This window comes from bacterium, from assembly GCA_020444325.1.
Classification (GTDB): domain Bacteria; phylum Bacteroidota; class Ignavibacteria; order SZUA-365; family SZUA-365; genus BM516.
On record JAHLLD010000001.1, the window covers coordinates 190,362 to 213,674 of the forward strand.

Here is a 23,313-nt window from a genome sequence, read left to right on the forward strand (position 1 = left end):
CGCACGCTTAAATACTTTTCAGGATTTCGTTCGCCTTGTCCTCAATCTCGCCCGGAGTGAAGGGCAGACCCTGCACCTTGGAATAGGTGATGGTGTCAATGCGGTACTGTGCGCGCAGCAGGAAGGCCAGCTGTCCGAGATTCAGCTCGGGGATGAGCACTTTCTTGTAGCGGCGCAGCATGTCGCCCAGGTTTTTCGGGAAGGGATTGAGATGCTTGACGTGGATGTGCGCGACGGACTTGCCGTCACTCTGCAAACGTTCGACGGCGGAACGAATGGCACCGTAGGTACCGCCCCAGCCGACAATGGCGAGCTCGCCTTCGTCCGCACCGAAGACGGTCTGGTCGGGGATATCGTTGGCGATATTCGCGACCTTGCGATCACGCATTTCCACCATGAACTGGTGATTCGCCGGATCGTGACTCACGTTGCCGGTGATGTGCTGCTTCTCGAGTCCACCAATACGATGTTCGAAGCCTTCCATGCCGGGCACCGCCCAGGGACGGGAAAGATGCTCGTCGCGGACGTACGGCTTGAAATTCTCGGGATCGGTCGCGAAAGGCACGGAGATGTCGGGCAGGTCTTCGGCGTTCGGGATGAGCCATGGCTCGGAGCCGTTGGCGATGTAGCCGTCGGTGAGGAGAATGACCGGCGTCATGTACTTGATCGCGAGGCGTGCGGCCTCAAAGGCGCCGTAGAAGCAGCCGGCCGGAGAGCAGGCCGCGATCACGGGAACAGGGGCTTCGCCGTTGCGTCCAAGTATGGCCTGGTACAGGTCTGACTGCTCGGTCTTCGTGGGAAGTCCTGTCGAGGGTCCGCCACGCTGCACGTTGATGATGACCAGCGGCAGCTCGACCATGAGGGCGAGTCCGATGGCTTCGGTTTTCAGCGCCATACCCGGACCCGAGGTGGTCGTGAATGCCAGTGAGCCGCCGTAGGACGCGCCGATCGCGGTACAGATACCGGCGATTTCATCTTCCGCCTGGAACGTGCGGAAGTTGAAGCGTTTCTGATGCGAAAGCTCCTGCAGGATTTCACTTGCGGGGGTAATGGGATAGGAACCGAGGAAGCCCGGCAGACCGGCCTTCTGCGTTGCGGCCACCATGCCGAGTGCCGTGGCTTCGTTGCCCGTCACATTGCGGTAGGTGCCTGCCGGCAGTTCCGCGGGACGCACTTCGTACTGCACGGTAAAAGTCTCGGTAATGTTGCCAAAGTTGTATCCGGCCTTAAGCGCCTTCGTATTGGCATCCGCCACTGCGGGCAGCTTACCGAATTTCTGCTGTATCCATTCAAGCGTCTGATCCATGGGACGATTGTACATCCAGTACAGCAATCCCAGGGCGAAGAAATTCTTCGAACGCATCATATCTTTCTTTGAAAGACCGGTGTCTTCGAGCGCCGCCGTCGTCAAGGTGGTAATGGGCACGGGGAAGACTTTGTAACCCTTCAGCGAGTTGTCTTCCAGAGGGCTCGTATCATACTTGGCGAGTTTCAGGTTCTTGGCATCGAAGGCATCGGTATTGACGATGATATTCCCTCCTTCGTGCAGCAGCTTCAGGTTCACTTTCAGCGCGGCGGGATTCATCGCGACGAGCGTATCGAAACGATCGCCCGGAGTATGAATGGCCTTGCTGCTGAAGTGAATCTGGAAACCGGAGACACCGTAGAGGGTTCCGGCCGGTGCGCGGATTTCGGAGGGGTAGTCGGGGAAGGTGCTGAGATCGTTACCGAGCTGCGCCGTTGTGGAAGTGAACTGGTTTCCGGTCAGCTGCATGCCGTCTCCGGAGTCGCCAGCAAAGCGGATGGTTACCTCATCGACTTCGATGTACTGCACCGATTTGGTTTTTTTTCCGTCCGCCGTTTCAACTGTTGTTGCCATCTTGTTACCTGATCACTGAACAAATGTCCGATAATATTAAATATAGAATGTCCCCATGAAGGGGACAACCTATTTATACAGTATGATCTTTTTTTCTGGCGCGCGTATTATGTGCTGTCAGAGGGTCAGGATTCGAGCCTCGTCACCCATACCTTGACCTTTGCCATGACATTGGTATGCAGCTTGATCTTGACCGTATAGATACCGAGAACCTTGATGGGTTCGTCGATTTCAATCTTGCGACGATCGATGTTGAAGCCCTTTTCCGCGAGCTTCTCCGCGATCATTTCCTTGGTGACGGAACCGAACAACTTGTCTTCCTCACCGACCTGCATGGGAATGGTGATGGCATTCTCATGCTTTTCGAGTTCGGCTGCGAGGGATTCTGCATCCTTGAGTTCACGGTTCATCTTGACCTGCAGGCGCTTGCGCTCCTGTTCGAGGACCTGCATGTTGCCTTCGGTCGCGACATAGGCCATACCACGGGGCAGCAGGTAATTGCGTGCGTACCCGTCCTTGACCGACACGACTTCACCCATGTTGCCAAGGGTTTCAATGTTCTGACGAAGGATTACTTTCATGATTATCTCCAGTCGGGAATCGTTAATTGCTCTCTAAAATCTGTATGGTCAGGAATCGTCGCCTGACCGGGAAAATGAGTCTGCGTCGAGATTGAAGAAACTGTCGTCGCCGTCGAATACGAACAGGTGATCGTCGTCTTCACCCTCACTGAACTCGTGGTGATCATGACCGTTGCCGTTGTGGCGCTGAAACTTGTTGAGAAACTGGATGCGCCGTGCCTTGACTTCAAGGATGCTCCGGTGACTGCCATCTTCCGTGCGCCAGTTGCGCGTCTGCAGTTCACCTTCCACGAGCACCGCGCTGCCTTTCCGCAGACGCTGGTTGCAGCTTTCGGCAAGTTTGTTCCAGGCGACGATGCCGATATAGCACACGTCTTCCTGCCAGTTATTGTTTCTATCCTTGTACCGCCTGTTCGAGGCGATGGAAAAATTGACGACGGGCGTATTGTTGGATGTCGTGCGGAACACCGGATCCTTGGTCAGATTACCAACGATCAAAACGTAGTTCAGTTCCGGCATCTTGAGATCTGCCATTGAGCATCCTCATCATTTCGAGTTCATCTACATCGCGTCCGGCATAGGCATGCACAGCACGGATGACCGTGCACAGCCCATTATGCGTCCTTGGATTCCTCTTCGGTTTCCTTCTCCGCTTTCTCGTCGGCCTTCTCTTCTTCTTTCTTCTCTTCCTTTGCGTCGGCCGGCTTCTCGTCAGCCTTCGCATCGTCGGCCTTCTTCTCGTCGGCCTTCTTCTCATCGGCCTTCTTCTCATCGGCCTTTTTGTCGTCAGGCTTCCTGTCTTCCGACTTGCCGTCCTTGCCGCGATCCTGCATGGCGAAAGCGAGGCGATCCTGCTTGGCTTTGAGTTCGCGGGCATCGAGAGTCAGCGTCAGGAAGCGCATCACGTTCTCATCCAGCGTCAGAAAACGCTCGACCTTTTCGATGATGCGGCCTTCGGCCTGGAACTCGACGGTGATGTAGTAACCGTTATGTTTTTTGGAAATCGGGTAGGCGAGACGACGGCGGCCGATATGCTCGGTGTTGACGAGTTCCCCACCGTTTTTCACGATGGTATCCTCGGCCATCTTGACCGTGTTTTCAATCTGTCCATCATCCAATCCCGGATTGACGATGAACGTACATTCATAGTAGCGTTTCATAGGAAAAGCGCCCTGTGGACTGTGAAACAAAAGGCCCGGCGGCGCAACAGCGCCGCCGAGCAGGGACATACATTCTAAAGAACAACTTCCGTTTTATTTCGCGAGATGTGCGATCAACGGAGCAATCACTAAAGATACGATGGACATCAATTTTATCAAAATGTTCATCGCGGGACCGGAGGTATCCTTGAACGGATCGCCTACAGTATCACCGACGACAGTAGCTTTGTGCACATCGGAGTTTTTTCCGCCGAGGTTCCCCATTTCGACATATTTCTTCGCGTTATCCCATGCACCACCGGCGTTCGCCATAAACAGTGCCATGAGCACACCCGTGACGGTTGCGCCGGCGAGCAGTCCGCCCAGCGCTTCGGGTCCAAGCACAAAGCCAACAACAACCGGTGCAATAACCGCGGTCAAACCGGGGAGTACCATTTCGCGCAGCGCGGCTTTCGTGGAAATATCCACACATCGCGCGGCATCGGGTTTGGCTTTTCCTTCCATCAGTCCGGGAATCTCCTTGAACTGGCGGCGCACTTCTTCCACCATGCTGAAGGCGGCCTTACCGACGGAGGTCATGGTCATGGCAGCGATTGCAAACGGCAGCAGTCCGCCGATCAGCAATCCGATAACTGTGGTGTGATCCAATATATTGATGGTAAACACCGCCTCGTTGCCCATGGCAACATTGATGGTGCTGGAGTACGCGGTGAACAGTGCGAGGGCGGTCAGCGCTGCAGAGCCGATTGCAAAGCCCTTGCCCATGGCCGCGGTTGTGTTCCCGAGGGAATCGAGCGTGTCGGTGATTTTGCGGACCTCCTTGCCGAGCATGGCCATTTCGGAAATACCGCCGGCGTTGTCGGCGATGGGACCGTATGCATCGACGGACATGGTGATACCTACCGTGGCAAGCATACCGACAGCGGAGATGGCGATGCCGTAGATGCCCGCGGTTTCGTAGGACACGAAGATGGCGAGCACAATCAGGAGAACGGGACCGATAACGCTTTCCATACCCACTGCCAGTCCGCTGATGATATTCGTCGCGACACCGGAACGGCTGGAATCGGCGATGCGGCGAACCGGAGGACCACCGGTGTAGTATTCGGTGACAAAGCCGATGAGCAGTCCTGCAACGGCGCCAGCGAGCAGCGGCCAGAAATAGGCCACGTCGATATCCATCGCGCCCATCACGAAGAACGATGCGATGAGCATCAGCACCAGCGCAATAATCGTCGAATAGCGCAGCGCGGCCGCGGGATTCGAGGATGCGAACACGCGAATGGAGGCGATACCGAGCAACGATGCCATGAGTCCGAGCATGGCAATAATCAAGGGCAGAGCCATGAAAGTCACACCCATGGCGGTAGAAGCCGCGATGGCGATGGATGCGATAATGGATCCGACATAGGATTCGAAGATATCCGCACCCATGCCGGCCACGTCACCGACATTGTCACCGACGTTGTCGGCGATCACGGCGGGATTACGGGGGTCATCTTCGGGGATACCGGCTTCGACCTTGCCGACGAGATCAGCACCCACATCCGCCGCCTTTGTATAGATGCCACCACCGACGCGTGCGAACAGCGCGATGGAGCTGGCGCCCATGGCGAAACCACTGAGCACCTCGGCGCTCTCCCCGAGACCGAAGATGAGGAAGAAAATGCCCACGCCCAGGAGTCCAAGGGAAGCGACGGAAAGTCCCATCACGGAGCCACCGAGAAAGGAGACGACGAGCGCACGGGCCTGGCCTGAACTGCGTGCTGCTTCACTGGTGCGGACGTTTGCCTTCGTTGCCGACATCATGCCAAGAAATCCTGCCAGTACGGAGCAAACAGCCCCGGCAAGAAAGGCAATCGCGGTGTTACTGCCGATGAAACTGAACAGCAATATGAAGACAGCCACCACAAAGATGGCCAATACCTTGTATTCACTTCTGAGGAACGCCATGGCGCCGACATGAATCTGCTGAGCAATGTCGCGCATGACATCGGTACCCTCCGGCTGGCGTTTGATCGAATAATAGATCACCAGCGCAATGAGCAGACCGATGGCCCCCATAATGGGCGGCCAGTATCCCAGTGAACCCAATTCATTCATAATGAATCCTGAAGTTTTGTTGGTGGAGTGTTGAAAGTATTCATCGTTTTCTCGAAGCCAATGTCCATCACCGCGCGCACTGCTTCAGCAGCACGGTCAATCATGGTTGCGGCAAGGGGGATTTCATCTTTGTCGAACGGACTCAAGACATATTCTGCAAGATCAGGCGCGTCGGAGGAAAATGCAACTCCGCATCGGAGACGCGGGACCTCCTCGCTGCCACAGTGATATATGATGGAAGCCAGGCCATTGTGCCCCCCGTCACTTCCTCTTTTGCGCAGTCGCAGCTGTCCGAGGGGTAATTGCACCTCGTCATAAACGATGAGAAGCTCGGAAGGGTTCAATCCGAGTTCATCCATGAGCACCACTGCCGCTTCACCGCTGCTGTTCATCCATGTCCATGGCTTGCAGAGCACGACCTGCCAGTCATCATACCGCCCTTCCGCCCTGTAATGATTGACGAAAAAAAAAGACTCGCGAATATGCAGCATATCCGCGAGCCTGTCGATTACGTGAAAACCGATATTGTGCCTGGTCTGCGCGTAGCGCTGCCCGGGATTGCCGAGTCCGATAACGCACAGCCGTTTTTCGTCTGCAGTGTCCTCCGCGGGACCTGTAGCTGCCGAAAGCAAAACGATCAGGATTCCTCGGCTTCTTCGTCTTCCTTGCCCTTGGCAATAACCTCGGGTTCTGCCTCTTCGTCGCCTTCGCCTTCCTCGGTCTCGGGCTCTTCCTCGACACGGGCATGTGCGACGATGGCAACCGCCTGATTGGGATCGCTCAGCAGGGTCACTCCCTCGACACTGAGGTCGCCCACAGTCAGCGTTTCACCGGTCTCGAGATGTGTCACGTCAACGGCAATATGCTCGGGGAGGTCTTTCGGCATACATTCGATTTCCACCTTCTGAATAATCTGCGTCAGCACGCCACCGGCCTTGACACCGACGGGAATGCCTTCGAGATTGACCGGGATTTCGAACTTGACAACCTGTCCCTTGATCAGACCCATCAGGTCGAAATGCACGACCTTGTCGGTGATGGGGTCAAACTGCACGTCGCGCAGCATGCACATTTCGCTGCTGCCGTCGCTGAGTTCGAGGCTGACAATATGCGTTTCGGCCGTATAGATCAAAGAACGCAGATCAAGCGCTTCGACTTCTATGGGAATGTTCTTCTCGTTTTTGAGATAGAACACACCGGGCACCTTCCCGTCATTCCGGGCCTTGTTCGCATCTGCGCGACCCTTGTAATCACGGATCTGCGCTTTAAGGATGATTTCTGCCACGGGTTTCTCCTGAATTATCGTGTATCAATTACATGAGTTTGTCTTTATCAACGTCAAAGAGCGAGCTGATGGACTGATGCAGATGCGTGCGCTTGATCGCCTCGGCAAACAGCCCGGCCACACTCTGAATGCGAATCAGCCCCGTCTCCTCCATTTCCTTGCGCAGCGGGATGGTGTCGGTCACCGTCACCTGCTTCACGCCCGATTCCTTGATCTTTTCAGGTGCTTCGCCTGAAAATACCGGATGCGTACATGCGCCGTATACGGCGTCGGCTCCGGATTTGACCAGCGCCTTGACGGCGTTGGCGAAGGTACCACCGGTGTCGATCATGTCATCCACCAGCAGAACATTGCGTCCTTCGACCTGCCCGATGATGTTCATCACCTCGGCTTCGTTCTGTCGGGGACGCCGCTTGTCAAGCACGACGAGATCGGCCTTCAGGCGCTTGGCAAAGCTGCGCGCCATTTTGATCCCGCCCACATCGGGTGACACCACCGACAGATTCGGAATCTGCTGCTCGCGGAAGGATTTCAACAGCACCGCCGACGAATAGAGATGGTCGAAGGGGATGTCGAAAAATCCCTGGATCTGCGGAGCATGCAGGTCCATCGAAATCACACGGTCCGCTCCCGCACTGGTGATCAGGTTGGCGACCAGTTTTGCCGTGATCGCCACGCGGGGCTGATCCTTTCTGTCCTGCCGCGCGTACCCGAAATACGGGATGACGGCAGTGACCCGCCGCGCTGACGCGCGTTTGGCGGCATCGATCAGGATCAGCAGCTCGAGCAGGTTTTCCGCCGGAGGCGTCGTGCTCTGGATAATGAACACGTCGCGTCCACGGATGTTCTCGCGGTACTTGACCCAGAGTTCACCGTCACGGAACGTCTTTATCTCACAGGCGCCAAGCGGCTCGCCGATCTGCGCGGCGATGTTTTCGGCCAGCACCGGGTTGGAACGGCCACTGAAGACAAGCATGTGCAAGAACCTCTGTTCGGGTTGCCGGATCAGTCTGCTGCTGGGGCGGCAGGATTCGAACCTGCGCATGTCGGCTCCAAAGGCCGATGCCTTACCGCTTGGCTACGCCCCATCGATAGGCGTACGTTTTACTGCAAAATGCAGTAGTTAGCAAATATACTGTCACGGGGTTTAGGAATCAACCTGAAGGGAAACGGGCAGGAACGGGCGGAAAAACGACCTCGCTGAAGGACCGTGTGGAGGGAATCCGGGTTGCAGGCGCGGTTTTTCTCCGCGTTCCGCTGTTTTTTCCCGGACCCTGCAAAATTATCACTCACCTGCGCGCAGACGCTCGGCGAGTCGTGGGGGGAGTCCGCTTTCGCGAATCTTGTGCATGGCCGCTTCCACATCGTATTCGACGCGGCGCGCCTCGTAGCTGCCCGCCACCGTATCCAGCAATCCATACGCACTGCGCCAGTCCCGATCCCGCGGCTGTCCGACACTGCCCACATTGATCAGGAAGCGTCCGGTGGGCGCATACTCCCGGACCCCGCTGTCGAGCGGATACACGCCGGGTATATGCGAATGTCCGACGAAACACAGGCGTTCGAAAAAATGTCGCGTCTGCATGCGCGCTTCCATGCCACTGAACACATACTCCCATTCCTCCGGTGCGCGGGGAGACGAATGCACGAACAGCATGTTTTCAAAGGAAACGCGGTACGGCAGCTGTTTGAGGAAAGCGACGTCGTCCGCATTGAGCTGCTGCGCGGTCCATGTCACCGCTTCAAGCGCATAGGGATTGAAGTAGGCGCGATGATGCGTGGCGAACACGGCGGCGTCATGGTTGCCGAGGACACAAATGGAGGCATGCTCGCGTACAAGCGCGACGCAGGCTGCCGGATCGGCGCCATATCCGACGATGTCTCCGAGACAGACAATGCGGTCCGCCTGCCGGATGCGGATGTCATCCAGCACGGCGCGCAGCGCCTCCAGGTTGGCGTGTATGTCAGAAATAATTGCGAGACGCACGGGTGCGGTGGACTGTGAAAAACGCGGGTCGGCCTTGTGTAGATCGCAGGGCAAACTAGGCACGAACACAGCAAAAAACAAGGACAACACATCCGCATATCAGATGGAATACCGTATCTTTGAAGACATGACGAAACCAGCAGCCATAACGCGGCGGCGTGGCAGCATTCTCCTTGCCGTCCTTTTTCTCGTGTTTCCCGCACTGCTCGGCGCGCAGCAGCGCTCACTCGTGCGCGTGCTCGGGGCGGATCAGCTGGTGGGACGCACGATTGGAGACATGCAGCTGCGCGAACTTATCGGCAACGTGCGCCTGCAGCAGGACAATGTCTATATCGACTGCGACCGCGCCGTACAGAACATCTCGCAGAATTCCGTGCAGCTGATCGGCAACGTCGTGATTACGCAGGACACGCTCACGCTGAAAACCGATCGCGGACATTATAACGGGCAGACGGGACTGGCATCCTCGCGCCAGGGCGTGTTTCTCAATGACGGACATGTGACACTCACCGCGAAACTCGGCACGTACGGGACGGAGAGCAAGGTCGCGGAGTTTCTCAATGACGTCACCATCGACGACACCGCGGCCGTCATCACCTCGCAGCGCATGCATTATTTCAGGGACAGTTCCCTGGTCGTGGCATGGGATTCGGTGCGTATTCGTTTCAAGGACGAAAACGTACAGATCCATGCCGACAGCGTGCGGCATTTTCCGGACGACCAGCGCTCTGAATTCTACAAGCAGCCCGTGCTCTGGCAGATCGACACCTCGTACGTGCGGCGCACGGCGGCGGGACGCATCGATTCGCTCGCACTCGACACGCTCAACATCGCCGGCGGCTACATGGAAGCGCTGCGCGATACGTCGAATATCTTCATCGTCCGCGACAGCGTACGCATTGTGCGGCGGGAAATGTCCGCCCGCTCCGATGCCGCCATTTTCCTCCGCTCAGACAGTCTCATCGATCTGTCAGGCGACCCCATTCTCTGGTACGGGGAAAACCAGATTACCGGCGACTCCATCACCGCCCTGCTCTCCGACAACAAGCTGCGCACGCTCGACGTCATCGGCAATGCGTTCTCCATTTCACGCAGCAAACCGGAAGAAGCGGATACCCTCTATCCCCCCGGACGCTTCGACCAGACCAGCGGCAAGCGCATTCTGATGGAGTTCGCCGACAGTAAACCACAGTACATTCGCGTCGAAGGCACCGCCATCAGTCTCTACTATCTCTATGACGAAGGCGCCCTCAACGGCGTGCGCCGTGAAAGCAGCGACCTGATCATCATTTCGTTCGACGACGGAAAAGTCACGGAAATCCGCAGCATCAAAGGCGTGGAAGGCACGTACTACCCCGAGAAATACGTGAACGGGAAAGAAAGCAGCTACAACCTCACGGGCTTCAGCTGGCGTGAAGACCGCCCGCGCATGATTCCGCTGCTTTCCGTTCCCCCTGTCCCTGCCGACAGTTCCCGTGTCCCTGCCGACAGTTCTCTATCTCCCTCCGACAGCTCCCGGTGAAACATCGGCGGGCATGTTCCGTACATAACGGACAGATGCCCCCCTTGAATTATGGGACTTCCCAAGGAGAACACCATGGAAAAGAGATTATATCGCAACACACGCAATAAGATGATCGGCGGGGTTTGCACAGGACTCGCAGAATACTTCGCCATTGATCCGGTGCTCATCCGACTCGTTTTCGTCATCCTTGCGCTTTACAGCGGCGTCGGCATACTCGCCTACATCATCCTCTGGATCGTCGTGCCGGCCAGCTTGGAGCCCACCGTGGCAGCGGAAAGCGCCACCGGCGGATCGGCAGCCGACATCACCCACGAAAGCGTCCAGCCGATGCAGCAGGCGGAAACCGATCGCAGCAAAGGCAGCCTGTACGGCGGGGTAATCCTGATCGTCATCGGCGCCCTTTTCCTTCTTGACAACTTCATGCCGAGTTTCGGCTTTGAAGATTTCTGGCCGCTGCTGCTGGTTGCCATCGGCGGTGCCATGCTCTGGAATTCCTGGCCTGCACGCAACGAGGATAAAGAGGTACTTTCATGAAATCCGGACGCATTTTCTGGGGAACGCTGTTTGTCATCATCGGCGTTCTCGGCATTCTCAACAATTACTTCGCCCTGACCCTGTCGTGGGACGCCCTGTGGAAGCTGTGGCCGCTGCTACTGGTCTTTCTCGGCATCAGCACATTTCTCAAAGACAGCCGATCGAAATGGATCGTGGTCGGAGGTGTAGGGCTTATCGCCGGCATCGTGCTCTTCTCATCGGTACAGAAGGGCTGCAACAGCGTTGACCGCATCATCGAACATCACGGGAGCGAAGAAGAGTACCGCGACATCAGCCAACAGGTGCTGACCGAACATATGGACAGCATCGTCACCCGCGCACGCTTCCAGTTTGAAGGTGGCGCGGGACGTTTTGAATTCCGCGACACCACCAGCGACTTCGTCCATGCCGAAATTCGCTCGAGCATTACGTCGTACACACTGCGCAGGGACGACTACATGGGCATCCCCCGCTTCCGCCTTTCGATGAACGACGCCAATGTGTCGTGGGAAGGCAAAGGCATGAAAAACCGGGTGTACATGTACCTGAATCCCACACCAGAGTGGGAACTTGACATCGACGGTGGTGCGGCCAGTATGGATTTCGATCTGCGTCCTTACATCATCCGCACGCTCGACGTGGAAGCCGGCGCGGCATCGATTGACATCCGCCTCGGGGAACGCGCCGACACCTGCGATGTGAGTGTTGAAACCGGCGCATCCTCGGTCACGATTCACGTACCTGAATCCGTCGGCTGCGAAGTGCATACTGAATCGGCGCTCTCCTCCAAGTCACTGCCTGATTTCAGGAAGCTCGACTCCGGTCACTACCGCAGTGAAAATTTCGAAGCTGCCGCGAAGAAGATGTTCATCAGCGTCGAATCGGGACTCTCGAGCATCAAGGTCAAGCGCTACGACGCCGGGAGCTGGTAAGAATTTCCGTATCCGGTAGGTGGGAACGGAATCAAGAAAGGTCATGCTGCGAATGCGGCATGACCTTTCTGCTTTGACGCACGGGCGGCGGGAATACGCCCCGTAAAAGGGTTACTCCTTATTGAAGTTGTCGCCGCCGCTTTTCATGATTTTGAAGAGACAGAACGCCAGGAGAGAGATGGCCATACCCCAGCCAAATGCCATGAAGATGATTCCACCGGTTTCCATGCGTCCTCCTGTCTCTGCGTTAAAACTGTCTGTCTCTGTGGGTCTATGTCGTTCCGACTGTTGTGTGATCAGGCCTTGACGGCGATGCAGCTGATTTCCACCAGTCCGTCTTTCGGCAGACGGGCGACTTCGAAGGCCGCGCGGCTTGGCGGATTCTCCGTGAAATACCCGGCATATACTTCATTCATGGCCACGAAGTCATTCATGTCCTTCATGAACACGGTGCAGGCGGTGACATCGTCCATGCTCGCGCCAGCGGCTTCGAGAATGGCGCGCATGTTCTGCAGCGCTTTGTCCGTCTGTTCCTTCACGCCGCCTTCCACGAAATTGCCGGTCGCGGCGTCAAGTCCGAGCTGACCGGAAACGAAAATCATGTTGCCCGCGATGTTCGCCTGGCTGTAGGGACCGATGGCGGCAGGGGCTTTGTCTGTGCTGATAATTTCTCGAAGATGACTCATGCTGATTGCTTCTCCATAGCTGAATTCTCGTAACGGCGGTACGGCGGTCGCGGCGTTGGAGTTGCCGCAGCGGCTCCGTGACCGTATCGATCAAGTATACGCAATCACCCGCTATTTCTCCATACGTCCCGCGAGCGGACTTGACCCTGCGGTGTCGATGTCGTATAATAGTCACCTAATCGACACTGACGGCACGACATTCGTCGTGTTTTTTTCTTACTATCGGTGACCTGTCATGTCTGACTCACTGTTTACAAAAATCATCCAGCGAGAGCTTGACGCTGATATCGTCTATGAAGATGATACCGTCATCGCATTCAATGACATCGCACCCCAGGCTCCTGTGCACGTGCTGATCGTGCCGAAGCAGCAGATTCCCATGCTCGACGACCTGAAGGAAAAGGACGAGCAACTGGTGGGACATATGGTGATGGTGGCGACCAAGATCGCAAAAGAGCGCAAACTCGATCACGGCTACCGCGTCGTCATGAATTGCAACCATCAGGGGGGACAGACGGTATTTCATATTCATGCCCACCTGCTCGGTGGCCGGCAGATGCAGTGGCCTCCGGGCTGAGCGGCCGCGTCAGTTTGTAAGGGATTGCTTTCATGGCAAGATTCAAACGTCACATTCTCATCTGCGAGAACGTAAGGGATGAAGATCATCCACGCGGCTCCTGCGGCAGGAGGTGCGCGGAAGACATCCGCATCGCATTCAAAACTGCGCTGAAAAATCGCGGACTCACCACCGTATACCGCGCCAACAAATCCGGCTGCCTCGACGCCTGCGAACACGGGCCCGTGGTTGTCGTCTACCCGGACGGAATCTGGTACGGCGGGATCACGCCGGCGGATGTCGACGAAATCATCGAAGAGCATGTGATCGGCGGAAAGCCGGTTGAACGCCTCATGATCAAGGACAAACGCTTCCACCAGGAATTTGAGTAGTTACCGCAACACCTGAACCCGCGAAAATCCGCGCCAAATCAGCGAAAATCTGCGTTCCTCTTCTCTCCCTCTCCCCTGCGAAAATCCGCGTTCCTCTTCACATTCCCGCTTCGTCCTGCGACTGCACCAGCATGGTGAGCACTTCGCGCACGGCCCCGTGTCCCCCGCGATAGCGGGAAACGTAATGTGCCGCCATCCGTGCGCTGGGATGCGCGTTTGAAGGAGCGGCGGCAAAGCCCACCTGTTTGAGCACACTCACATCGAGCATGCCATCTCCCATGAAGGCGATTTCCGCATCGTCGAGTTCATAGAGGGATTTGAACTCGTCGTAGGCTTCGGCCTTGTCATAAGAGCCGTGGTAAATGTCATGGATGTTCAGCTCACGTGCGCGTTCGAGTACGGCGTCGGATGCATGCGTGGTGATAATGCCGAAATGTACCCCGATGCTCTGTGCGGCCTGGATGCTGTCGGTATCCATCATGTGGAATACGCGCGACTCGAGTCCGTCCGGCGTCAGGGTGATGGCGCTGTCTGTCAGCACCCCGTCGACGTCGAGGAGAAAAGCTTTGATACGGCGGAGTCGGAGAGCGAGCTGGGGATTGAGGTTGGATGTAGCGGCGATATTCATTCTGTAGCTTTCGATGCGTTCATGGTACGGATCACCGCGTCCACCGCCAGTACTTCCGCCAGCAGCGCTTCGAGCTGGGCGAGAGGAAGCTGACTGCCGGCATCACTGAGGGCGCGGGAAGGTTCGGGATGTGTTTCGACGAACAGGGCGTCGATGCCCACGGCGGCGGCAGCACGCGCGAGGGGGAAGATAAACTCCGGTCTGCCGCCCGAGCTTCCTCCGCGTGAAGGAATCTGCACAGCATGCGTGCCGTCCATCACCACCGGGTAGCCCAGGGCGCGCATCTGCACAAGGCCACGCATGTCCACCACCAGGTCATGATAGCCGAAGCTTGTGCCGCGTTCGCACAGGAGAATATGTTCATTCCCCGTGCTGGCGACTTTCGCGGCCGCATGTTTCATGTCTTCCGGGGCGAGGAACTGTCCTTTCTTGATGTTCACCGCGCGGCGGCTGTTTCCGGCCGCAAGCAGAAGATCTGTCTGCCGCGAGAGAAAGGCCGGGATCTGCAGCATGTCGACCACCTCCGCGGCAGCAGTCACATCGTCGATGGTATGGACATCGGTCACAAGGGGAAGTCCGGTTTCATCACGCACGTCGGACAGGATACGCAGAGCCTCGTCTCTCCCGATGCCCGTAAAGGCCCCGAGGCTTGTCCTGTTCGCTTTCTCAAAAGAGGATTTGAACACGGCGGGAATGCCGAGCCGCGCAGACACGTCGCGGATCTGCTCAGCAGTACGCATGACGATGTCACGGCTTTCGACGACACAGGGACCCGCGAGTACGACCAGCGGGGCGCCCCCGCCGACGGGAATGGGTCCTGCCTGCACCTGCTTTGTCATCAGCCTTCTCCTTCCATGCCCGCTTCCAGTCGTGCGGTGCGATCGGCGATCTTCAGTTTCTCGAATACTTCATGCAGGTCGCCGTTGACAACGTCGGACAGGTTATACAGGGTCAGTCCGATACGGTGATCCGTCAGGCGATTCTGAGGAAAATTGTAGGTACGGATTTTATCGGAACGGTCGCCGCTGCCGATCATGGATTTCCGTACGGCGGAAATCTCGGCGTCCTGCGCCGCCTGACGCTGCTCGTAAAGCCGCGCACGCAGCACTTTCATGGCCTTCTGCCGGTTCTTCAGCTGCGAACGCTCTTCCTGGCATGACACCACGATGCCCGTGGGGATATGCGTCAGGCGCACGGCGGTTTCCACTTTGTTGACATTCTGGCCGCCTTTTCCCCCGGCACGGAAGATATCGGTTTTCAGATCGTTCTCGTTGATGTCAACGTCCACATCTTCCACTTCCGGAAGCACCGCAACAGAAGCGGCGGAGGTATGCACGCGTCCGCTGGCCTCGGTGGCCGGCACGCGCTGCACGCGATGGACGCCGCTCTCGAATTTCATCGTACCGAACACGCCGTCACCGGTAAGCGTGAACGTGATTTCCTTGATGCCCCCGGCAGCAGCTTCGCTGACGGAAAGCACCTCCTGCTTCCAGCCCTTGACCTCTGCATAGCGGGAATACATGCGGTACAGATCTCCCGCGAACAGCGCGGCTTCCTCACCGCCCGTCCCTGCGCGGATTTCGACGATGACATCGCGGCTGTCATCGGGATCCTTCGGGATCAGAAGCATTTTCAGCTGCTGCTCCGATGCCGCGAGCTGCTGCTCGAGTCCCGACAGCTCTTCCTCCGCCAGCGCGCGCAGGTCCTCATCCGCTTCGCTGCGGATGATTTCACGGTGTCCTTCCACATCACTGCGCAGGCGTTTGAAACGAAGATACTCCTCGACGATGGGCTCGAGCTGACTGCGTTCCTGCGCCAGCTTGCGGTAGCGCACCTGGTCGGACACCACCGCGGGATTGCTCATCTCGAGACCGATGTCCTCGAAACGCTGTACTGTAATATCTAATTTGTCGAACATGCCTGCTTTCCTGTCAATCCTGCAATATACGCATCCCGGCACACTTCCTTCCACCCACAGCTGCGGTCCCACACCCCGGATCGCCCGCAATTATGCAGAAACTGCATATTTTCCGACAGCAGATTATGCAGAAACTGCATATTCTACGTGCCAGGGATCACTGGATGGAATGAACGCAGAGCGTTCGGGATATGCCTCCCCACGCAGAGCGTGGGGACGATGAGAGCTGAGCGTTGGGACGATGTATCGCTGGTCGTGGGGACGATGCAGGAAACAAATGCGAAAAAAATGGAACAATTCTCTCTCCGAAGCGTACATTTTTTTGCACTCGGGGTAACGTTTTTTGCCCTTTCGGTGTCTTAGTATGGAGGCCCGGAATTCCCGCATACAGCAACAGCGGTGCCGGAGCCGCACAGAACTTGAAAGCTTGAAAGAAAATCAATATATTTTGATACTTACGCGAATAACGGAGTTGATATGAAAAATATTGTACGAATGTCCTTTTCTTCCCTGCTGCTTCTGGCATTGCTTGCATACGCCGCCCCGATGGCGAGTGCACAGAGCTTCACGATTGAGAAACAATCATCAGAGGCGTCAGGGGACCTGAACGGATACATTCCCGTACTGATCAAGGTGACGAATGTCAGTGGCAAGGATCTGAACCTCCGCGTTGAAATCACGAACAAGAGTTCGCTGCCGCAGGACTGGATGACGCAGATCTGCTTTTTCGCCAACTGCTTCCAGCCGAATCAGGATCTGATCGACGGCGTTTTCCCCAGCGGTGAGGTAGAAGATCTCGACATCACGTTCATGACGGGCACGACTTCCGGGCAGTTCTGCGTCGAAGTCACGCTCACGAATCTCGATAATACGAACGAGAAAGAAGTCATGACCTTCTGCGCGGCAGCCGGCGTCAGCGGTGTCAACGACAACGCGCCGACGGTTCGCGGACTGAACATGTCGCAGAATTATCCGAACCCGTTCTCACTCGGCAACAGCGGTGTGACGAACATCACCTGGTATCAGCCCAGCACGAGCAACGTGACGCTGAAGGTGTTCAACCTGCTCGGCAAGGAAGTGCGGACGTTGGTCAACGGCTCACGCACCATGGGGAAATCCACCGTCAGCTGGGACGGACGCGACAACAATAATCGTCCCGTCGCCCCGGGCGTGTATATTTACAAGCTCAGCAGCAACACGCAGTCGCTCACGCGCCGCCTGATGATCACGCGCTGATCCGGCGGGATGCCATAATCCCCTGACCACGATTTTTCTTCCCGAAGGCAGTCTGAAATGACTGCCTTCTTTTTTTGCATGGCGCTATTTTCTAACTTGTTTTCCAGTACGAACACCATGCCCATGAATGTCCAGATGCGCCTCATCCTCCCCATGCTTGTCCTTGTCCTGCTGACCGGCTGCGCTCCGCAGTTCTCACTGACCGATCCCGCGTCAATGGGACCGTCACCACGCATGTCACAGCAGATGCGGGAAATGCCGGGCGGCGTGCAGGATGTGCCGAACGGACTGCAGGTACGCACGCATGACAACAGCACCATGCTGTTCCGGGGTGACCAGTGGCAGCTGACACCATCCGGCATTCGCGGGACGGCGGAAGTTCGCACCGAAGCGGGCGACAGCTTTACCACGGACACCACACTCTCGTACTGGGATGCCGCGGAGGCGGCGCCAGCGGGCAGACAGGGTACCATGTCCCAGTTCATGCTCACCATTCTCGGTGTCATCCTCATTCTCGGCCTCGCGGCCATCATTCTCTACGCAGCCTTTCTCGCCACCGACCGCTGACAGAGCAACGCATGTCCCTGCGTCCCCACATCGCTCCTCTCCTTCTCCTCCTCCTGCTCAGCGCCTGCGGAACGCGCAGCATTGTCGTTCCCGTGCAGCGTCCCGCTGCGTTCGACTTTCACGGCTGCGACCGCGTGGCCGTCGCACCGATTCCATATCTCCCGATGCCCGACAGCCTGACCATGCTGCTGCATGCCTCTCTCGACCGTCAGCTCGCACCGACGCTGGCCGAAAGTGATTCCATCCGTTTCGTCGCTGCCAAACATACGGCGATGAGCCTGCTCACCCGGCGTGGCACCGTTGATCTCGGGGTGGCGACATCGCTCGCACGACGGGAGCGCGCACAGTGTCTGCTTATCTGCGAGCTGCTGACGACGTCATTCCAGGAAGAAATTCTCGAGGCGGAAATTCAGAGTATGGCGGATCCGGGGAAAGTAAAACGCGTGCGCCAGGGACGCGCGAACGCGCATTGCCGAGTGATGCTCGTGGATGTCGAAGCACGCAACATTCCTTTCGTGGAAAATCTCTCCGTGGAGGCCCGCCGTGAAACCCACGCGACGGAAAAAGATCCGCCCCCGATTGAAACGAAAGTGATTGCCGAGGATCTCGCACAGAAAGTGACCGAAACACTGCGGGCAGCGACAGAGCCTGTGACAGACCGCGAGCTGGTCACTTTCCTGGTCGACGGCGCCTATCCCGCCATCGAAGAAGCCATCACACTCGCAGAAGCGGGTCAATGGGAAAAATCCGAAGCACTGCTTCGCGGCATGCTCGATGAGGCGAATGTCGGCGAGAATACCGATATTCTCTGGTACAATCTCGGACTTACGTTGCAGTATCAGCAGAATTTCAGCGGCGCCATGAAGGCGTTCCGCCAGGCGCTGTCCCTTCGTGATCGCAGCCGCTATCACCATGCCGTCGACAATCTCCTGCGCGCCGAGCAGGAATATCTCGACACGCTGAAACAGTAAGAACCTCTGACACGTACTCCGAGGGAAACGCAACCCCATGCAGCAACAAGGGTCATGACAGGCTGGAGCATATACAATAACCGACCGCAGCTCGTGCGCACGGTGTACATCGTGGTGCTGATGCTCGTGCTCGCACTGTCCTCCACATGGCTTGTGCGCTTCGCCACCATAACGACGGATCAGAACCGGTACAGGGATGTCGACGGCAAGGTTGTCATCAAATCCATCGAAGAGGGGGGCGTGTCTGACCGGGCCGGACTGAAAGTCGGCGACGCGATCGTCAAGATCAACGGCAATCCGGTGAAGGGGATGGTGGACGCAAACAACTATCTTGTCGAGTCCAGCGGCGGAGATGTGCTCGAATACACGATCGAGCGGGATGGAAAGATACTCGTCAAGAGTATCATCACGGCAGACTTCGGGCTTCCACTCTACTACATCGCACTGGTGGTTACCGGACTCGCGTTCCTCCTCATCGGAAGCTGGGTGATACTGAAGCGGCCGCAGTATCCGGCTGCGAGACTGTTCGGCTGGGCGAATATTCCGATCGCCCTGGCGCTGATTATGAGCATGCAGATCAGCAGATTCCATTATCCCGACACGCTCACCATTCTCGGATCCATCCTGCGCGTCGGTCTGTGGCCGATTGCGCTCTCGGTGTACATGCATCTGCTGCTGTATTTCCCCTGCAGGCGCTTCGCGCGTCCCGTTCCCGTACCCATGTACGTGCTGATTTACGTGCTGCCTGTGAGCGTACTCATGCTGTCGGTGTTCGTTCTGAACTTCGTCTTCCATGTTTCAGGCATCGGGGGACTCATCGTCTTCGCACTGCTGTTTGCAAGCGTGACCGCGGTGCAGATCATCCTCGCCCGCAACATGAAAAACACGCAGCGGGTGGAATACCGCGAGCGCAGCCGTCCCATACTCGCGGCCATCGGCTTTGGCATTCTCTACACGGCCGCCATGTCCCTCGTCGGCAGGCATGCGCTCTGGCAGGCGGCCTTTTTCGGTGGCGTCGCCGTCCCCGCTCTGCTGTTCCGCAGCATCATCCATCAGCGCATCTTCGATCTTTACGTCGTTATTCGCCGCGGCTCACTCTACAATGCACTGAGCGCAGGCTTTCATGCCACACTGCTCGCACTTTTCATCGCCATTCTCGTCATGCTGCCGTCACGGGATCCGGATCTCCCCGTTATCAACATCAGCGGGGGACGCGTGGAGGTGATCCAGCTCAAGGCACTCTCGGAAGAGCGGCGCGAGACATTTGAACGTCGGATTTTCCTGGTCACCGGCATGCTGCTTGCCGTGGGATTCTGGTGGACCTACCGCAAGGGCAAACGTGTGCTGGATCGGCGTTTCTATCGGGCGTCACTCGATTATCGCCGTGCGCTGTCGGCCTTCAGCAAACTCTCGCACAGCCATTTTGACCGCCTTTCCCTGGCGGAAACAGTGGTCAAGGATCTCACTGCACTCATGCATGTCAAAAGCGCCGCGTTTCTTTCCTACAGCGATGGGAAGCTCGTACAGCTGGCCGACAACAGACTGTCGGCGGGTAATGAAATGATGTCGCTCGACGAGCAGGATCTGGAGCACCTCAAACCCTATCTCGAAAAAAACAGCTGCGTGGCAGTCGACAATCTGCCGCTCCGCGATCGCTTTCGCGAAGCGGGAGTGGAATTTTTGACTGCCGTCCTTCGTGACGGTGAAATTGAAGCGCTGTTGCTTCTCGGGGAAAAACAGTCGGAAACGAATTACACACGCGAGGATATCGAGCTGCTCGAAGCCCTGACCACCAACGTTGGCGATGCGCTCATGACCATGCGCTTTTACGATGCGGCACGCGAGAAGGAACGCATGCGCAAGGAGCTGGAGGTCGCACGCAGCATACAGCTCGCATCCCTGCCAGCGGAGCTGCCGGAACTGCCGGGAATGGACATCGCCGCACATTCCCAGCCTGCACTCGAAGTCGGCGGCGACTTCTATGATTTCCTCCCCCGTTACGACTCCACGACGTTCATCATCGGTGATGTCTCGGGCAAAGGCACGTCAGCAGCCCTGTACCTCGCGCGCATCCAGGGGATTATCCGGACGATAGAATCGTATCAGCCCACGCTGTGGGAGCTTTTCGTGCGTCTCAATACGCAGATTTTCGACCATATCGAAAGGCGAAGCTACCTGACAATGGCCGGACTGCGGGTGGATCTGCTGAAAAACGAAGTGTGCTTCCTGCGGGCAGGACATCTGCCTCTCCTGCATTTCAATGCGCTGAGCCGTGAAGTGGTACTGCATCAACCGGCCGGCATGGGGGTGGGTCTCGATCACCACCTCTTCGGAGATCAACTCGAAGAGAGCAGCATTTTCACGCGAGGCGGGGATATCCTCGTCCTGCTTTCCGACGGGATGAGCGAAGCCATGAATGAAAAAGGGGAAGAACTCGGACTGGAGGGCATCAGCGACTGTATCGCCCAGCACGCCGACAGCAATGCGCAGGAGATTCTCGAAGCGCTGTTCACGCTGGTGGGACGCTACACGGGCAGCACCGAACGCCACGACGACGCCACCGCCGTCGTCATCAAGTTCGCCATTTCGCATGAAAGAGAACCACGCACCTGAACCAAGAAAACCACGATGACGCGAAGGTCGACTCAGCGGCGGAGACCGTTATTCCAGACATACTTCAGGCGGGCGTCGTAGTAGGTATCCTGCACGTCTTCGTAGAGAGTGAGAATGGGGATGTCCCAGCTTCCGGTGAGCTTGCGCAGGAAGCGCTCGAGTTCACCGCGGCGCTCACGCGCTTCGGTCATGGTCTTGCCGAACACCTGGATTTCAATCTCGAATATCTGCTGGCGTGGCGCACTGCGAATCAGGTGCAGCATCTGGATGAATGCCTTGCTGTCTTCATGCACCGCGCTGCCGCGGCCGAACATTTCCGAAAACACCCATGACATCGTTTCCGTGGGATTGTAGCTGCTGCCCTTCAGCGGTGTCGGATCGAGTCCATCGGGCGTTCCGTCACCGTCGGTATCCGGATTGCGCGGGTCGGTCATGAGACCGAAGATCTCGCTGTAGTCAGTCGCACGGTCGTTGTCGGTATCCGGCTTTTTCGGATCCGTTCCGAAGCGCAGTTCCGCCTCGTCGAAAAGTCCGTCCGCATCAAAATCCTCATCATACGAACGCAGTCCCATGGCGCTTTCTTTTGCGTCCGGGAGACCATCACCGTCGGTGTCCGCCATCAGGGGCGAGGAGCGCGTCTCGGCGCCGTCCGGCAGTCCGTCATTATCCGTATCATGCCGCAGCGGGTCCGTTCCGTGCGCCAGCTCCACGCTGTCGTTGAGTCCGTCACTGTCGGTGTCGGCACGAAACGGATTGCTGCCGATCACGCTTTCGTGCAGGTCGCTGAGTCCGTCATCGTCTGTGTCCTTTTTCAGCGGATTCGAGCCCCAGCGATGCACCTCCTCTCCATCCAGCAATCCGTCATTGTCCGTATCCGGGAACAGTGGCGACGTTCCTGCGGCGATTTCCTCATCGTCACGCAGTCCATCACCATCAGTATCCGCGTTATAGGGATCGGTATGCGTCTCCAGTCGCTCGCGGCGATTCAGCAGTCCGTCGTAATCCGAATCCTTGTCCGGTTCCGGAAACGCGTACGTAAATCCGATGCCCGCGGTGAGATAGGTATCCGCCCACTCTCCCAGCTCGAGTCCATCGAGATAGTCGGTGAACGTCGGATGGAGACTGGTCTGCAGAGTGAAGGAAAAATGATCGGTGAGCATATAATCAAACATCACCGTGATCGGAATTCCCACCGTCCATTTCCCGTAATTTTCCTGCGGTTTCGGCAGCGCGTTGCCGTTCTGGTTCATGGGGGAATAGTACGTGAGTTCGAGTCCCGCCCCGAGAAACAGTTCGGCTTCGGGACCGATACGCTTGCGCCACAGTGCCTGAGCCGAGAGCGGAAGGACGAAGCAGCGGTTGATGTCATTGATGCGCACAGCCGTCGTGTCGAAATACTGCAACATGGTGCCATCGGCCCGCCACTGCAGATCGTAGAACCCGATGCCACCCATCACATACAGCGAACCACGGTCATGCGCAAAGTCCCGCAGGTGCCTGCGCAGCGTCAGTGCTCCGCCATTGGAGAAGCGCGTGTCAGAAAAATCGTCGAGCAGCTTGGTCGCCTCACCCTGCAGCGTCAGTATCCACTGCCGCGGCGTGATGGCGAGATCTTCCTGGGCATAAAGGGACTGCTGCATTGTGCAGAGGAGAACGCCGAGGAAAAAAATGCGGGAAGCGTGGGAAAGGAAATGACGGGACCGGTGAGGGGACAAGGGAACTCCGGGTTAGCATTTATGAAATCATCAGGAGGCCGGACA

Annotated in this window: 23 protein-coding genes and 1 tRNA gene; 9 read left to right on the top strand and 15 right to left on the bottom strand. The window is 57.1% G+C overall.

Features of this window, described 5'->3' with window-relative positions; genetic code table 11:
* Positions 1-7: 7 nt before the first annotated feature.
* From KQI65_00785 to KQI65_00830, 10 genes are all read right to left on the bottom strand, one after another.
* Positions 8-1,879: a 2-oxoacid:acceptor oxidoreductase subunit alpha gene (locus tag KQI65_00785; protein MCB2203254.1), complete on the bottom strand. Its 1,872-nt coding sequence runs from the start codon at positions 1,877-1,879 to the stop codon at positions 8-10.
* A 125-nt stretch (positions 1,880-2,004) separates the two neighbouring features.
* On the bottom strand, positions 2,005-2,460 hold the full coding sequence (rplI, locus tag KQI65_00790; GenBank protein ID MCB2203255.1) for a 50S ribosomal protein L9: 456 nt from the start codon (positions 2,458-2,460) through the stop codon (positions 2,005-2,007).
* Between the two features lie 48 nt (positions 2,461-2,508).
* Positions 2,509-2,994 (bottom strand): single-stranded DNA-binding protein, encoded by a 486-nt coding sequence (locus KQI65_00795; GenBank protein ID MCB2203256.1) that lies wholly within the window; start codon positions 2,992-2,994, stop codon positions 2,509-2,511.
* Between the two features lie 80 nt (positions 2,995-3,074).
* Positions 3,075-3,620 (bottom strand): 30S ribosomal protein S6, encoded by a 546-nt coding sequence (gene rpsF / locus KQI65_00800; GenBank protein ID MCB2203257.1) that lies wholly within the window; start codon positions 3,618-3,620, stop codon positions 3,075-3,077.
* 93 nt (positions 3,621-3,713) lie between these two features.
* The gene (locus KQI65_00805; protein ID MCB2203258.1) at positions 3,714-5,723 is read right to left on the bottom strand and encodes a sodium-translocating pyrophosphatase; all 2,010 of its coding nucleotides are present in this window, start codon (positions 5,721-5,723) and stop codon (positions 3,714-3,716) included.
* Positions 5,720-6,355, bottom strand: coding sequence for an aminoacyl-tRNA hydrolase (gene pth, locus KQI65_00810; GenBank protein ID MCB2203259.1), 636 nt, complete (start codon positions 6,353-6,355; stop codon positions 5,720-5,722). Before pth ends, KQI65_00805 begins: the two co-directional genes overlap by 4 nt.
* A gap of 5 nt (positions 6,356-6,360) precedes the next feature.
* Positions 6,361-7,008 carry a 50S ribosomal protein L25 gene (locus KQI65_00815; protein ID MCB2203260.1) on the bottom strand — a complete coding sequence of 216 codons (648 nt, stop codon included), beginning with the start codon at positions 7,006-7,008 and terminating at the stop codon, positions 6,361-6,363.
* A gap of 28 nt (positions 7,009-7,036) precedes the next feature.
* Positions 7,037-7,984 (bottom strand): ribose-phosphate pyrophosphokinase, encoded by a 948-nt coding sequence (locus KQI65_00820; GenBank protein MCB2203261.1) that lies wholly within the window; start codon positions 7,982-7,984, stop codon positions 7,037-7,039.
* A gap of 40 nt (positions 7,985-8,024) precedes the next feature.
* Positions 8,025-8,096, bottom strand: a tRNA-Gln gene (locus tag KQI65_00825).
* Between the two features lie 197 nt (positions 8,097-8,293).
* Positions 8,294-8,995 (bottom strand): metallophosphatase family protein, encoded by a 702-nt coding sequence (locus KQI65_00830; GenBank protein MCB2203262.1) that lies wholly within the window; start codon positions 8,993-8,995, stop codon positions 8,294-8,296.
* A 127-nt stretch (positions 8,996-9,122) separates the two neighbouring features.
* Between KQI65_00830 and lptC the strand changes: the two genes are divergently transcribed.
* The 3 genes from lptC (at position 9,123) to KQI65_00845 (ending at position 11,986) form a co-directional block, all read left to right on the top strand.
* Positions 9,123-10,517 carry an LPS export ABC transporter periplasmic protein LptC gene (lptC, locus tag KQI65_00835; GenBank protein ID MCB2203263.1) on the top strand — a complete coding sequence of 465 codons (1,395 nt, stop codon included), beginning with the start codon at positions 9,123-9,125 and terminating at the stop codon, positions 10,515-10,517.
* A gap of 75 nt (positions 10,518-10,592) precedes the next feature.
* Positions 10,593-11,054, top strand: a complete 462-nt coding sequence (locus KQI65_00840; GenBank protein MCB2203264.1) for a PspC domain-containing protein — start codon at positions 10,593-10,595, stop codon at positions 11,052-11,054.
* Positions 11,051-11,986: a hypothetical protein gene (locus KQI65_00845; protein ID MCB2203265.1), complete on the top strand. Its 936-nt coding sequence runs from the start codon at positions 11,051-11,053 to the stop codon at positions 11,984-11,986. The genes KQI65_00840 and KQI65_00845 overlap by 4 nt, the downstream gene beginning before the upstream one ends.
* A 296-nt stretch (positions 11,987-12,282) precedes the next feature.
* On the opposite strand, the gene KQI65_00850 is transcribed toward KQI65_00845, so the two are convergent.
* On the bottom strand, positions 12,283-12,672 hold the full coding sequence (locus tag KQI65_00850) for a RidA family protein (protein ID MCB2203266.1): 390 nt from the start codon (positions 12,670-12,672) through the stop codon (positions 12,283-12,285).
* Positions 12,673-12,907: 235 nt separating this feature from the next.
* Here KQI65_00850 and KQI65_00855 point away from each other — a divergent pair, with 235 nt between their 5' ends.
* Positions 12,908-13,249 carry a histidine triad nucleotide-binding protein gene (locus KQI65_00855; GenBank protein ID MCB2203267.1) on the top strand — a complete coding sequence of 114 codons (342 nt, stop codon included), beginning with the start codon at positions 12,908-12,910 and terminating at the stop codon, positions 13,247-13,249.
* 32 nt (positions 13,250-13,281) lie between these two features.
* Complete coding sequence (locus KQI65_00860; protein MCB2203268.1) at positions 13,282-13,620, top strand: (2Fe-2S) ferredoxin domain-containing protein; 339 nt, start codon at positions 13,282-13,284, stop codon at positions 13,618-13,620.
* Between the two features lie 97 nt (positions 13,621-13,717).
* On the opposite strand, the gene KQI65_00865 is transcribed toward KQI65_00860, so the two are convergent.
* From KQI65_00865 to prfA, 3 genes are read right to left on the bottom strand one after another with little or no spacing between them, the layout of a single operon-like run.
* Positions 13,718-14,248 (bottom strand): HAD hydrolase family protein, encoded by a 531-nt coding sequence (locus KQI65_00865; GenBank protein MCB2203269.1) that lies wholly within the window; start codon positions 14,246-14,248, stop codon positions 13,718-13,720.
* Positions 14,245-15,087 carry a 3-deoxy-8-phosphooctulonate synthase gene (gene kdsA, locus KQI65_00870; protein ID MCB2203270.1) on the bottom strand — a complete coding sequence of 281 codons (843 nt, stop codon included), beginning with the start codon at positions 15,085-15,087 and terminating at the stop codon, positions 14,245-14,247. Before kdsA ends, KQI65_00865 begins: the two co-directional genes overlap by 4 nt.
* Positions 15,087-16,166, bottom strand: coding sequence for a peptide chain release factor 1 (prfA, locus tag KQI65_00875; GenBank protein MCB2203271.1), 1,080 nt, complete (start codon positions 16,164-16,166; stop codon positions 15,087-15,089). Before prfA ends, kdsA begins: the two co-directional genes overlap by 1 nt.
* 477 nt (positions 16,167-16,643) lie before the next feature.
* Here prfA and KQI65_00880 point away from each other — a divergent pair, with 477 nt between their 5' ends.
* The 4 genes from KQI65_00880 (at position 16,644) to KQI65_00895 (ending at position 21,553) form a co-directional block, all read left to right on the top strand.
* Complete coding sequence (locus KQI65_00880) at positions 16,644-17,402, top strand: T9SS type A sorting domain-containing protein (protein MCB2203272.1); 759 nt, start codon at positions 16,644-16,646, stop codon at positions 17,400-17,402.
* Positions 17,403-17,519: 117 nt separating this feature from the next.
* Entirely contained in the window at positions 17,520-17,969 is a 450-nt protein-coding gene (locus KQI65_00885; protein ID MCB2203273.1) for a hypothetical protein, read from the top strand.
* Positions 17,970-17,980: 11 nt separating this feature from the next.
* Positions 17,981-18,940: a tetratricopeptide repeat protein gene (locus KQI65_00890; protein MCB2203274.1), complete on the top strand. Its 960-nt coding sequence runs from the start codon at positions 17,981-17,983 to the stop codon at positions 18,938-18,940.
* A 54-nt stretch (positions 18,941-18,994) separates the two neighbouring features.
* On the top strand, positions 18,995-21,553 hold the full coding sequence (locus KQI65_00895) for a SpoIIE family protein phosphatase (GenBank protein MCB2203275.1): 2,559 nt from the start codon (positions 18,995-18,997) through the stop codon (positions 21,551-21,553).
* 32 nt (positions 21,554-21,585) lie between these two features.
* Here KQI65_00895 and KQI65_00900 read toward each other — a convergent pair whose 3' ends face one another.
* On the bottom strand, positions 21,586-23,193 hold the full coding sequence (locus tag KQI65_00900) for a hypothetical protein (protein MCB2203276.1): 1,608 nt from the start codon (positions 23,191-23,193) through the stop codon (positions 21,586-21,588).
* Between the last annotated feature and the right edge of the window lie 120 nt (positions 23,194-23,313).